This is a genomic window from Lapidilactobacillus wuchangensis (assembly GCF_003946645.1).
Taxonomy (GTDB): Bacteria; Bacillota; Bacilli; order Lactobacillales; family Lactobacillaceae; genus Lapidilactobacillus; species Lapidilactobacillus wuchangensis.
Genome location: NZ_RHOU01000001.1, coordinates 43705 through 56955 on the forward strand (window position 1 = coordinate 43705; position 13251 = coordinate 56955).

A 13251-nucleotide genomic window follows, 5' to 3' on the forward strand; every position below is an offset into this window, starting at 1 on the left:
CAGCTGCGTCTAAACCTGTGGCAACATCTAAGCAGCCAGTCGCTGACAAGCCAGTAGCAAAGCCAGTTACTAAACCGGCAGCAACTCAAGCAGCAACAACTAAGCCAGCAGCGAAACCTGCTGGTAAGCCAAGTGCGCATCAAGCACATGATGATGGCAAGACGAAGATCAAGATTACTTCAATTCGCCGGGAATTCAGTCAAGATGCTAAAAAGGCTGAACGTCCTAACGGAAATCGCAATTCACAAAATCAAAATAATGTTCGCCACGAGAATGGTCAAAATCAGTCAACTAATCGTAGTACTGACAGTCGACCAAACCGCGTTAATAACAACGGTAATCGCCCGAACACAGGCAACAATACTCGTCCGAATGTGAATAACAATAATGGACGACCACAAAACCGTTTTAATAGTAACAATAGCAATAATACGAATAACAACGGCCCCCGCAATGATAACAATCGTCGCAATGACCGTAATCGTAATAACAATAATAACCAACGGCGTAATCAGACTGGTGTTAGCGCACCACGGCCAGCAGCAGCTAATGCTGGATTACGTCATTTGCAACAATATAAGGAACAAGCTGCCCAAACGCAAGCTTCAATCAAGCAAGAGCGTGATGATGAGCAACGTCGGATCAAACGCCAACGTGAAGAACGGGCTGAAGCTGCTAAGAAGCGGGCTGAACAAGCTAAGCAACCACGTTCAACTGCTGCTAAAAGCAACCATTCTGCAAATGGGAATGGCAGTACTAACAATCGTAACAACAATAATAACAGCAACAACAATAATCGTCGGCCAGTAGCTCGTCCAGCTGCAGCTAAGCCAACAACTTCTGCAGCACCACAAGCACAACCGACGGCTGCTAAGAACGATCAATCTCGTGAAGAGAAGAAAAAGGTTTATACCCATAATGCGCCTTCACGTCAGGATCGTAATTTTGGCAATAACAATAATCCTGGTAGCAGTTATAATCCGAATAACCGTAAGAAGAATAAGCGGAAACAACGGGCACAACAACGTCACCAAGTTAAGAAAGTCATGCCACAACGTAAGGATCGGCCATTGCCAGAAACCTTGGTTTATACTGACGGCATGAACGCGCAAGACTTAGGTAAGTTATTGCATCGTGAACCAGCTGAAATTGTTAAGAAGTTATTCATGCTTGGCGTGATGATCAACCAGAACCAGTCGCTTGATAAGGATACAATTGAATTATTAGCGACTGATTACGGCATCAATGCCCAACAAAAAGTTGAAGAAGATTTATCTGATATTGATAAGATCTTCAACGAAGAGAATAGCAACCAAGATCATTTGGAATCACGGCCACCAGTTGTCACCATCATGGGTCACGTTGACCATGGTAAAACAACCTTGCTTGACCGTTTACGCCATTCTCATGTCACTGCTGGTGAGGCCGGTGGGATTACTCAGCATATTGGTGCTTATCAAGTTAAGCTCAAGAATCGGGTCATTACTTTCTTGGATACGCCAGGACATGCCGCTTTCACTAACATGCGGGCGCGTGGTGCCGACGTCACAGATATCGTTGTGTTAGTTGTTGCCGCTGACGATGGTGTGATGCCACAGACCATCGAAGCTATCAACCATGCTAAGGCAGCCAATGCCCCAATTATCGTCGCTGTTAACAAGATTGATAAGCCAGGTGCTAATCCTAACCACGTGATGGAACAATTAACTGAATATGAATTGATTCCTGAGTCATGGGGTGGCGACACGATTTTCGTTGAAATTTCCGCGAAGATGGGCACTAACATTGACGAATTATTGGAAATGATTTTACTTGAAGCTGACATTCTTGAATTGAAAGCTAATCCAAGTCAAAAAGCTGTCGGGACTGTTCTGGAAGCTCGTTTGGATAAAGGTAAAGGACCAGTGGCTTCATTGTTGGTTCAACAAGGGACTTTGCATACTGGTGATCCAATTGTCGTTGGTAATACCTTTGGCCGTGTGCGGGTAATGACCAATGATCATGGTCGTCGGGTCAAAGATGCTTTGCCATCTGAACCAGTGGAAATCACTGGTTTGAATGATGTGCCAGATGCTGCTGATCACTTTGCTGTCTTTGAAGATGAAAAGTCTGCTCGGGCTGCTGGTGAGGAACGGGCTAAGCGGGCTCAATTAGTTGAGCGGAGCAAGTCACATCGCGTTACTTTGGATAACCTCTTTGAAACAATGAAAGAGGGCGAACTTAAGGAAATCGACGTGATCATCAAGGCCGATGTTCAAGGTTCAGCTGAAGCATTAGCTGGTAGCTTGCAAAAGATCGACGTTGCTGGTGTTCGTGTTAATATCATTCACCAAGCCGTTGGTGCCATTAATGAAAGTGATGTTACTTTAGCTTCGGCAAGTAATGCCATCATCATTGGTTTCAACGTTCGACCAACACCACAAGCAAAAGCACAAGCTAAAACTGAAAATGTTGATATTCGCTTGCATAACGTTATCTATCGTGCGATTGATGAAATCGAACATGCGATGAAGGGTATGTTGGAACCTGAGTACGAAGAACAAGTTACTGGTGATTTAACTGTCCGGGAACTTTATAAAGTTTCTAAGTTAGGCACAATTGCTGGTTGCTATGTCAACAATGGTAGCATTCAACGTAACTCCGGCGTACGTTTGATCCGTAATGGGATCGTTATTTACGACGGTAAGTTAGCTTCCTTGAAACGCTTCAAGGATGATGCCAAAGAAGTCGGCCAAGGCTTCGAATGTGGGATCATGATCGAAAACTATAATGATATTAAAGTTGACGATCAAATTGAAGCTTATGTCATGAAGGAAGTTCCAGCCAAATAAGGCAGGAGGGACTTAAAATGAAACATCGAATTGGTCGTGTTGAACAAGAAATTCAACGTGAGGTTAATGACATTCTACTCAAACGGGTTCGTGATCCGCGAGTTGAGGGTGTAACCATTACTGGCGTTGAATTAACTGGTGATTTACAACACGCAAAAATTTATTATAGTATCTTATCAAACGCTGCTTCTGATGCCGAAAAGGCGCAGGCAGGGTTGGATAAAGCCAGCGGTTTGATTCGCCGCGAACTTGGTGCTCGGATCAAAATCTATAAGATTCCTGATCTAACCTTTGTCCAAGATGAATCAGTTCGTTATGGCGAACATATTGATCAGTTGATTAATCAGCTGCATCAACAAGAGCGTGAAAAATAAGTGCATCAATAAAAAGATTGTCCTTACTTGATAAGAGTGGGGCAATCTTTTTTTGTGCGTAAAGAATGAGAAGATGTTGAAATAAAATTGAGTCTGACGCCATTGCGGATTGCGGAACATGTTGGACATCGATCTGAGCTTATTAGCTTAGGGAAAAGTTGGCGTCAAGCCTTCCCAAATTTGAAGAGGTGGTGGCGGCGCAATTTGAGGGGCGTGGAACGCCATGGGCATTGATCTGAGCTCATTGCTTCGCAACAATCTCAGATACAAGCCTTATTCTAACCGTTAAAGCGGCAAGAATAATTTCATGGCTGACGCCAATTGCGCCGCCACCACCTGATGAAACTAACAGAATTGCTCACCACTATTTGGCCGAACCAGATTGTGGTGTTACAAAAACATTGTGACAGCTCTATTTTCCAATAGAGTTGTCACACCGATTTTTTGTGCTACTTAACTATTACTACCGATTGAATTGAGTTTCTGAATTCCGCTAACACTGCCTTAAACGCTAAAAACTGTGAAGTGCACTAACTCAACTCCAGACGGAATGGAGGGCGTGGTTGTCAGCCGCCAAATTTGTCTTGCCGCTTTAGCGGTTAGACAAAGGCTCGTATTTGAAACAATTGTGGTTTTCAATTGGTTCAAATCGATGCCGGCAGCGTTCCACAACCAGCAAACCCGGAATGGAGTCAGACTCAATCCTATTTCAACACCCTCATCAAGTTTTAACGGTTTTAAATTTTGGTCTTTAATTGGTTCAAATCGATGTTCTACAACTTAAAATGGTTATGGCTACAGCCTAATTACTAGACAACTTGTGCTATACTGAAATTATTAAATTTTTAGGGAGTTACAGCATGAACGGGATTATGCCATTATATAAGCCGCGAGGAATGACTAGCGGTGACTGCGTTTATAAATTACGGAAAATTTTGCATGAACGGCGCATTGGCCACACTGGCACCTTGGACCCTGATGTGGATGGTGTTTTGCCAATCTGCATTGGTCAAGGGACTAAATTAGTCAATCGTTTGTTAGCAGGCGGCAAGGTTTATCAAGGCGAGATTACGCTAGGTTTTGCCACCACGACTGAGGATTTAAGTGGCGACGTAATTAAGCGCGTTGAACTAACGCAAGCACCTACGGATGAGCAAATTGATCAAGCTTTATTGCAACTCACTGGCAAGATCAAGCAAATTCCGCCCATGTATTCGGCGGTTAAAGTGGCCGGCCGGCGGTTATATGATTATGCGCGAGCTGGTGAAACAGTTGAGCGTCCCGTTCGACAAATTGAAGTGAGTCAGTTTACTAGAACTTCTGCCGTAACTTTTGATGAAACTAGCGGCGTGGCGCGGTTCAATTTTGAAGTGCATTGTTCCAAGGGGACTTACGTTCGAACTTTGGCAACTGATTGTGGTGTGATTTTAGGAATTCCCTCAGTGATGTCCTCGCTGACACGATTAGAAAGTGCTGGCATTACGTTGGCAGAAACCGTGACTTTGGCACAAGTGGCCGACGCTGCTGCGGCACAACAGTTGGCACCAGTTTTATGGCCATTGGAGCGTGTTCTGGCGAATTTACCTCAAGTTGATTTAACCAGTGAACAGTGGGAAAAAGTAAAAAATGGGAATTCACTCGCGCTGAACAGTGACGCGCCGGAAGTGACTTTAGTTTATCAACAAAAGATTAAAGCTATTTATCAAGCCAGTGCGGAACAGCCAGGGCTATATCGCGCCCAAACAATGTTATTACAAAATGATTAGTAGAGAAGGAGTTTCTTGCCTTGCAAGTCATTCAACTAAAATATCCGCTTGACTTAATCCAAACTAATACTGAAGCTAAAGTGATGGCTTTAGGTTTTTTTGATGGGGTCCATCGTGGTCATCAAGCAGTGATTAAACGGGCTGTTAAAATCGGTCATGACCGACAATTACCGGTGGCCGTGATGACTTTTAATTTGTATCCCGGGATTGTTTTTAATAAAGTTAAGGCCAGTGAGTTTACCTATCTTTCGTCAGTTGCGCGCAAAGCAGCTATTATGGCAGATTTAGGCGTGGATTTACTTTATGTGGTTGACTTTACTCAGGCAGTTGGTCAGTTGCAACCTCAAGATTTTGTTGATCAATTCTTAGTTGACTTAGGTGTCAAAGTGGCGGTGGCTGGTTTTGATTATACTTATGGCCGGCCGATTGAACGAGCGAATATGGCAGTTCTGCCTGACTATGCCCAAGGTCGTTTTGAGGTGGTCACTGTAGCTGAACAAACTTATCAACAACACAAAATATCGTCAACGGCGATTCGGACGGCCCTGGCTGACGGCGACGTTGACTTGGCTGATGAATTATTAGGCTATCCTTATCAGACTCAAGGAACCGTGGTTCATGGTGAAGCACGCGGCCGTGAACTTGGTTTTCCCACGGCTAATGTGGCCTCAACTGACAATCAACGTTGGCCGGGGATCGGCATTTATGCCACGGCCATTCAAGTGCAGGGGCGTTGGTACCCAGCAATGACTTCCGTTGGTCGTAATGTAACTTTTGGCGATAATCGGCCAGTGACAGTGGAAGTGAATATTTTGGATTTCAACCAAGATATTTATGATCAAACCGTTGATCTTCGTTGGTATCATTATTTACGTGGTGAAGTGAAGTTTACTGGTGCTGCCGGGTTGATTACTCAGTTAAAGCAGGATGAACAGGCGACCCGCGATTATTTCCAAAATTATTCGCTGGAGAAAGAAGTTAATGATGTCCCAAGATAATCAGTCTCAAAAAGCGGCCGTATATATCCACATTCCGTTTTGTAGCCATCTTTGCTATTATTGCAATTTTAATAAGGTTCTGATTCAAGGCCAACCAGTTCAAGAATATTTGACAGCGTTATTGAAGGAAATCAAATTAACGCTAGCCCAGTATCCTAACACCGAGATTGGAACGATTTATATTGGTGGTGGTACGCCCAGTGCTTTGACAGTTCCCCAATTAGATTATTTAATGACTGGGTTAAATGAACTGTTGCCCATTCATGGCCAGGAATTTACTTTTGAAGCGAATCCAAATGATTTGTTAGGTCAAGAGAAACTAGCTTTGTTACGCCAAGCTGGTGTCAATCGACTGAGCATTGGCGTGCAATCCTTTAATGACGATGTGTTGCAAAAAATTGGCCGGACGCATACTGCAGCTGAAGCTAAACAAGCAGTTTATAATGCCAAGACAGCAGGCTTTGATAATATGTCGATCGATTTAATTTATCGGTTACCAGGCCAGGATACAGTTGATTTTAAAAATAGTTTGACACAAGCTTTGGCCTTGGATATTCCCCATTATGCAACTTATTCGCTGATTCTTGAGCAACGGACGGTTTTCTATAATTTAATGCGGCGGGGTAAGTTACATTTGCCATCCCAAGATATGGAAGCAGATATGTATCAGCTAGCAATGGATATGTTTGCCGAACATGGTGTTGAGCAATATGAAATTAGTAATTTTGCTAAGCCTGGTTTTCAATCACAACACAATTTGGTTTATTGGCATAATGAGCATTATTTCGGCTTTGGTGCTGGGGCATCCGGCTACCTGAATAATACGCGCTATCAGAATTTCGGTCCGATTCAACAATATCTCAAACCACTTCAGCAAGATCAATTACCGGTTTTAAATACGGAAAACATTACTGAGGATCAGCAAATCGAAGAGCAAATGTTTTTAGGCTTGCGATTGAATGCCGGTGTTAGCAAATCACGTTTTGAAAAACGGTTTGGTCGCAGTATTAGTGCAGTCTATCCAACCGTGATTCCCAAGTTGTTAGCGGCAGATTTAATTACAGAAACCGCCGACGCTTATACGTTAACGCCGCATGGTCGTTTTATTGGCAATGATGTTTTTGAAGAGTTTATGTTGGTTTAATGCCGACTACTTTGAGTGCAAGGCTAGCGTTGTCATGATTTAAAAGTTGGTTTTGAGCAGAATGGCGGACAACTCCGTTGCGGCCGGCGGGTTGTGGAACGCTGTGGCTGTCGATTTGAGCTTATTGCTTTCAGCAACAATCTCAAATACGAGGCTTTGACTAGCTGCTAAAGCAGCAAGACAAATTTCACAGCTGACGCCAATCGCCCAGCAACCACCAGATAAAACTAACAGAATTCAGCACCACTAATTAGAAAAGCAGATTGAAGTAAACTACTAGGCCTGTTTGACAAGCTTTCTGGATTAAACCAGAAACTGCCAGATAGGCTTTTTTGATGTTACTATTCAGTTGTGGCAACAATTTGAATCAAGTTGATCTATCCCATTACAATTGCCTTAACCACTAACAAAGCTGAAGTGAACCACCTCAACTCCAGACGGAATGGAGGGATCTTGGCGTCAGCCGCCAAATTATTGTTAGTGCTTTAGCACTTACAATAAGACCTGTATTGAAGACTTTTGAAAAAAGGCTTCAATCAGCGTCGGCCGCGTTCCACGCCAAGCAGCCCGGAATACAGTCAGACGCAATTCCGTTTTAATACCTTCACCAAGTTTCAGTGTCAGACCAACCTTATCGCAGAATTAAAGTTTCCTAGCTTTTTTCAACTGATCATGATCCTACTTCAGTCAGCATAATCGCAACGCGTCCATGGTTTGAGCCAACCTCGGTCTGGAGTCCGATTTTGGCTTTTTTTGAAAATAATTGGTGCGTTTCCTTGACTTTAAAGGCAGTGATTGTTATATTTTATAGTGTTGTTAGCACTCATAACAATCAAGTGCTAAAAAGAGGTGATTTCGATGCCGACAAAACGTCAGGCAATGATTTTAGCTGAGATTGTCAGGATTTACAATGAAACAGGGCAACCTGTGGGTTCGAAAACATTAATGAACCAATTGCCGATTCATGTTAGTTCAGCCACAATTCGTAACGAAATGGCCGTGCTTGAAGATGATGGTTTGATTACGAAGAACCATACCTCTTCAGGGCGGGTACCCTCAACAGCCGGTTATCGGTATTACTTGGACAATTTAGTTCAGCCGACAGCCGTACCGCAACCTGTTTTTGATAAGATTGCGCAGAATTTTAATCACGACTATCGTGAAATTGACGAAATTGTCAAACAAGCGGCAACAATCTTGTCGAGTTTGACCAATTATACGGCGATTTCCTTGGGACCAGAGAATGCGCAAGTGACGTTGACGGGTTTCCGAGTGATTCCGTTAGGTAGTGATCAGATTATTGCGATTCTTGCTACCAGTGCCGGTACCGTTGAGAGTCGAGTTTATCGAATTACAGGTCAACTTGATACGGACGACTTGGAAAAGGCAGTTCGTATTATCAATGATCAGCTAGTCGGTTTGCCAATTAATCAGGTCAAGACCAAATTAGTCACAGAGATTCCTAGATTGCTTAGTCAATATTTGCACTCAGCAACTGGTTTTCTTGATTTGTTTGGCGATGTGCTCAAGCGAGCTGCTGCCCAACATTATTATATTGGTGGTCGTTCGAACTTACTGAATTTTGCTCAACCAGATGAATTAGATCAATTGAAGTCAATTTATCAGCTCTTAGATAAAGAGAATGTGTTGCCTTCATTACTTGATCTGGATCAGACAGCGTCGACTGATGAAATTAAGCAGCCGCCAATGACTGATCACCGGATTCTCGGCCCAATTTCCGTTCGTTTAGGGGATGAGTTTAACAATTCATTGCTCAGCGATTATGGGTTGATCACGGCGAAGTATCATGTTGGTCAACATGGCGATGGGATGATTGCCATTTTAGGACCAACGAGCATGCCGTATTCGCAGTTGATTGGATTGATGCAACTATTCAGTGATGAATTAGTTAAAAAGTTATTTGAATATTATGGTTATTTCCATACTGATGATAGCTAAGTTAAACATGTTGGATGTTGGTTAATGACTTCTAACAACTAATTTTTAAGGAGTGATGTTGTTGACGAAGAAAGAAAGTCAGCGCCCAGAAGATTTCCCATCTGAAAAAGATGCGAAATTTGCGGAAAAGGCTGCTCAAGCTAAGCATAGCAAGAAAGCCAAATCGGCGACTGAGTCAACGAAGGAACAAGTTGAAGAATTAAATCAGGAAGACCTCGATGAAATTGTTGCTGAAGGTCAAACTGAATTAGAAAAACAATTAGCAACAGCGCAAGCGAAGGCTGACGAATTTGAAGATAAATATCTTCGTGCTGAAGCTGAAATTCAGAACATGCACACTCGTCATCAAAAAGAGCGCGCTAGCCATGAAAAGTATGCTTCTCAGAAGTTAGGTACTGCGATTTTGCCTGTTGTTGATAATTTACAACGCGCCTTAGCCGTGCCTGCTGATGATGAAGCTGCCCAGCAATTGCACAAGGGCGTTGAAATGGTCCTTGAACATTTGCAACAAGCATTAACTGAGAACAATATTACCCCTGTTGGTAAAGTTGGTGATCAGTTCGATCCGCAGTTCCATCAGGCCGTGCAAACAGCACCAGCTGATGCTGATCATCCAGCTGATACGATTTATCAAGTTTTACAAACAGGTTATTGTTTAAAGGATCGGACGATTCGACCAGCAATGGTTGTCGTCGCTAAATAATTAAATTAAAAAGTGAGGTAACAAGTATGTCAAAAGTTATTGGGATTGATTTAGGTACTACAAACTCTGCTGTCGCTGTTCTTGAAGGTGGCAAGCCAAAAATTATTGAAAACCCAGAAGGTAATCGGACTACACCATCTGTTGTCGCTTTTAAAGATGGCGAAATCCAAGTCGGTGAAGTTGCTAAACGTCAGGCAATTACAAACCCTGATACAGTTTCTTCAATCAAGCGTCACATGGGCGAAGCTGGCTACAAAGTAACTGTTGCTGGCAAGTCATATACACCACAAGAAATTTCTGCCATGATTTTACAATACATCAAGAAGTTCTCTGAGGACTACTTAGGTGAAACAGTGACTGATGCTGTTATCACTGTTCCTGCATACTTCAACGACAGCCAACGTCAAGCAACTAAAGATGCTGGTAAAATTGCCGGCTTAAATGTGCAACGGATCATCAACGAACCAACTGCTAGTGCTTTAGCTTATGGTTTGGACAAATCAGATGCTGATGAAAAGATCTTAGTTTATGACCTTGGTGGTGGTACTTTTGATGTTTCCATCTTGGAATTAGGCGATGGTGTCTTCCAAGTATTATCAACAAATGGTGATACTCATCTTGGTGGTGACGATTTCGATAACAAGATTATCGATTGGTTAGTTGCCCAATTCAAGCAAGCTCATGGCATTGATTTGTCACAAGACAAAATGGCAATGCAACGTTTGAAGGATGCTGCTGAAAAGGCTAAGAAAGACTTATCTGGTGTTAGCCAAACTCAAATCAGCTTACCATTTATTTCTGCAGGCGCTAATGGCCCATTACACTTAGAGGAAACTTTAACTCGGGCTAAGTTCGATCAATTAACTGCTGACTTAGTTGAAAAGACTCGGATCCCAGTTGAAAATGCTTTACGTGATGCTGGTTTAACTAATGCTGACATTGATAAAGTTATTTTAAATGGTGGTTCAACTCGGACACCTGCTGTTCAAGCTGCTGTTAAGGAATGGACTGGCAAAGAACCAGACCACTCAATCAACCCTGACGAAGCCGTTGCGATTGGTGCTGCTATTCAAGGTGGTGTCATCACTGGTGATGTTAAAGATGTCGTTTTACTTGATGTCACACCATTATCATTAGGTATTGAAACAATGGGTGGTGTCTTCACTAAGTTGATCGATCGTAATACAACGATTCCAACTTCGAAGTCACAAACCTTCTCAACTGCTGCTGATAACCAACCAGCTGTTGACATTCACGTTTTACAAGGTGAACGGCCAATGGCAGCTGACGACAAGACTTTAGGTCGTTTCCAATTAACTGATATTCCTGCTGCTCCTCGGGGCATCCCACAAATCCAAGTAACTTTCGATATTGATAAGAACGGTATCGTAAACGTATCTGCTAAGGATATGGGTACTGGTAAGGAACAAAAGATTACGATCAAGAGTTCATCAGGCTTATCTGACGAAGAAATCGACAAGATGAAGAAGGAAGCCGAAGAGAACGCTGAAGAAGACAAGAAGCGTAAGGAAGCAGTTGATTTGAAGAACGATGTTGATCAATTGTTATTCCAGACTGACAAGACTCTTGGCGAATTAAAAGGCAAGGTTTCTGATGAAGAAATCAAGAAGGCCGAAGATGCTCGTGATGCTTTGAAGAAAGCTCAAGAAGCTGACGACACTGAAGATATGAAGACTAAGCGCGACGAATTAAGCAAGATCGTTCAAGACTTAACCGTAAAACTTTATCAACAAGCTCAAGAAGCTCAACAAGCACAAGGTGATCAAGGCCAAGCTGGTCCAAATCCTGAACAAGGTAAGGATGATGGCAAGGGTAAGGATGACGGTACTGTTGATGGCGATTTTGAAGAAGTCGATAAAGACAAGAAATAATCTAAGCTAGTTTAATAGTTTTGATTGTTATAGAGGGATTGGGTCCCAAGATCCAATCTCTCTTTTATTGAAATGAGTTCGGGGTTGGCAAAAGATTGGTCGTCTTCACACGCTAATTAAACGTGTTCGGGTTGCCAAAAGAACGGCACCCCTCACACTCTCTTTTGTTGAGTTTTGCAAAACTGCTGGTTTATGCTATAGTTTTGTGAGTAAAGTCTTTCGACAGCAGTCGATAAGGAGGAAAATGATGGCAGACGAACAAGATCTCTATGACACTCTTGGTTTGCAAAAAGATGCTTCAGAAGCGGATATCAAAAAAGCCTATCGACAATTATCCAAGAAGTATCATCCTGATATTAATAAGGCCCCAGGTGCCGAAGAGAAATTTAAAAAGATTAATGAAGCTTATGAAACTTTATCTGATCCGCAAAAACGTTCAGCTTATGACCAATATGGTTCAGCAGGCATGAATGGCGCTGGCGGCGGTAATCCCTTTGGTGGTGGTTACGGCCAAGCCGGCGGTGATTTTGGTGGCGGTTTCGGTGATTTCGGCGATATCTTCAGTCAGTTCTTTGGTGGCGGCGGTGGTCGAGCTGCTAGTGCAACTGCACCACGCCAAGGTGCCGATTTACAATATCGGATGGATCTAGAATTTGAGGAAGCGATTTTCGGTAAAGATACGGAAATCACTTATACTCGTGAAGCTTCATGTCATACTTGTAATGGGAGTGGCGCTAAGCCTGGCACCAGTCCAATCACTTGTCCTAAGTGCCATGGGACTGGCTTTATGGAAGTTGAACAACAATCACCACTTGGCCGGATTCGGACTCGAGTTGCCTGTGATCGTTGCCAAGGCAAAGGTAAGATTGTTGAACAACCATGCCCAACTTGCCACGGCACTGGTAAAGAAAAGCAAAATCACGAAGTTAAGGTTAAGATTCCTGCTGGGATTGAAGACGGCCAACAAATGCGCTTAGAAGGCCAAGGTGAAGCCGGCGAAAATGGTGGTCCTTATGGGGATTTGTACATCGTTTTCCGAGTTAAGCCAAGTAGTAAATTCCAACGTGATGGTGCTGAAATTTCCATTGCTGTTTCGATTAGTTTCCCACAAGCAGCTTTAGGCGATGAAATTCAGGTAGATACAGTTCACGGCCCAGTTAAGCTGAAGATTCCGGCCGGTACACAATCAGGCACAGACTTCCGCTTACGGGGCAAAGGTGCGCCACGCTTGCATAGCAAGACTAATGGTGATGAAACTGTTACAGTTAATGTGGTTACGCCTAAGCATTTAAGTGATAAGCAAAAGAATGCTTTGAAGGACTTCGTTGAAGCTAGTGGTGAAAAAATCGATCCACAAAATGGCGGTTTCTTCAGTCGTTTTAAAGAAAAATTCCAATAGCATTTTAAGTAGGTCAGTTTGATGGCCTACTTTTTTATTGGGTTTAGTTTGAATAGAGGCCAAGACTTCCCCAATTGGTGTGGTGGGTGCTGGGCAGTTGATTCAAATTGGTTTTAGGCGGAATAGCGGATAACTCCGTTACGGCCGGCGGGTTGTGGAACGCTGCCGACACTGATTGAAGCCTT

10 protein-coding genes are annotated in these 13251 nt (G+C 43.1%); all 10 read left to right on the forward strand.

Annotated features, from left to right (window positions below):
• The first annotated feature begins 17 nt into the window (after positions 1–17).
• A complete protein-coding gene (gene infB / locus EKM82_RS00140; protein ID WP_449826292.1) occupies positions 18–2831 on the forward strand; it encodes a translation initiation factor IF-2 in 2814 nt (937 codons plus the stop codon).
• A gap of 17 nt (positions 2832–2848) precedes the next feature.
• Positions 2849–3205 (forward strand): 30S ribosome-binding factor RbfA, encoded by a 357-nt coding sequence (rbfA, locus tag EKM82_RS00145; RefSeq protein ID WP_125766307.1) that lies wholly within the window; start codon positions 2849–2851, stop codon positions 3203–3205.
• A 550-nt stretch (positions 3206–3755) separates the two neighbouring features.
• Positions 3756–3989 (forward strand): hypothetical protein, encoded by a 234-nt coding sequence (locus EKM82_RS11110; protein WP_164508010.1) that lies wholly within the window; start codon positions 3756–3758, stop codon positions 3987–3989.
• Positions 3990–4065: 76 nt separating this feature from the next.
• Entirely contained in the window at positions 4066–4971 is a 906-nt protein-coding gene (gene truB / locus EKM82_RS00150) for a tRNA pseudouridine(55) synthase TruB (protein ID WP_125766308.1), read from the forward strand.
• A gap of 20 nt (positions 4972–4991) precedes the next feature.
• Complete coding sequence (gene ribF, locus EKM82_RS00155) at positions 4992–5969, forward strand: riboflavin biosynthesis protein RibF (protein WP_125766309.1); 978 nt, start codon at positions 4992–4994, stop codon at positions 5967–5969.
• Positions 5953–7113 carry a radical SAM family heme chaperone HemW gene (gene hemW / locus EKM82_RS00160; protein WP_125766310.1) on the forward strand — a complete coding sequence of 387 codons (1161 nt, stop codon included), beginning with the start codon at positions 5953–5955 and terminating at the stop codon, positions 7111–7113. Before ribF ends, hemW begins: the two co-directional genes overlap by 17 nt.
• Before the next feature lie 858 nt (positions 7114–7971).
• On the forward strand, positions 7972–9072 hold the full coding sequence (hrcA, locus tag EKM82_RS00165) for a heat-inducible transcriptional repressor HrcA (RefSeq protein WP_125766311.1): 1101 nt from the start codon (positions 7972–7974) through the stop codon (positions 9070–9072).
• 55 nt (positions 9073–9127) lie between these two features.
• Positions 9128–9775, forward strand: a complete 648-nt coding sequence (gene grpE / locus EKM82_RS00170; RefSeq protein ID WP_125766312.1) for a nucleotide exchange factor GrpE — start codon at positions 9128–9130, stop codon at positions 9773–9775.
• Between the two features lie 26 nt (positions 9776–9801).
• A complete protein-coding gene (gene dnaK / locus EKM82_RS00175; RefSeq protein ID WP_125766313.1) occupies positions 9802–11667 on the forward strand; it encodes a molecular chaperone DnaK in 1866 nt (621 codons plus the stop codon).
• 247 nt (positions 11668–11914) lie between these two features.
• Positions 11915–13066, forward strand: coding sequence for a molecular chaperone DnaJ (gene dnaJ, locus EKM82_RS00180; RefSeq protein ID WP_125766314.1), 1152 nt, complete (start codon positions 11915–11917; stop codon positions 13064–13066).
• The last annotated feature ends 185 nt before the right edge of the window (positions 13067–13251 follow it).

Bases quoted from the DNA above. Each gene is read 5' to 3' on its own strand.
- rbfA (WP_125766307.1), top strand. From the start codon at position 2,849: ATGAAACATCGAATTGGTCGTGTTGAACAAGAAATTCAACGTGAGGTT.
- hemW (WP_125766310.1), top strand. From the start codon at position 5,953: ATGATGTCCCAAGATAATCAGTCTCAAAAAGCGGCCGTATATATCCAC.
- grpE (WP_125766312.1), top strand. From the start codon at position 9,128: ATGTTGTTGACGAAGAAAGAAAGTCAGCGCCCAGAAGATTTCCCATCT.
- hrcA (WP_125766311.1), top strand. From the start codon at position 7,972: ATGCCGACAAAACGTCAGGCAATGATTTTAGCTGAGATTGTCAGGATT.
- dnaJ (WP_125766314.1), top strand. From the start codon at position 11,915: ATGGCAGACGAACAAGATCTCTATGACACTCTTGGTTTGCAAAAAGAT.
- truB (WP_125766308.1), top strand. From the start codon at position 4,066: ATGAACGGGATTATGCCATTATATAAGCCGCGAGGAATGACTAGCGGT.
- dnaK (WP_125766313.1), top strand. From the start codon at position 9,802: ATGTCAAAAGTTATTGGGATTGATTTAGGTACTACAAACTCTGCTGTC.
- EKM82_RS11110 (WP_164508010.1), top strand. From the start codon at position 3,756: ATGGAGGGCGTGGTTGTCAGCCGCCAAATTTGTCTTGCCGCTTTAGCG.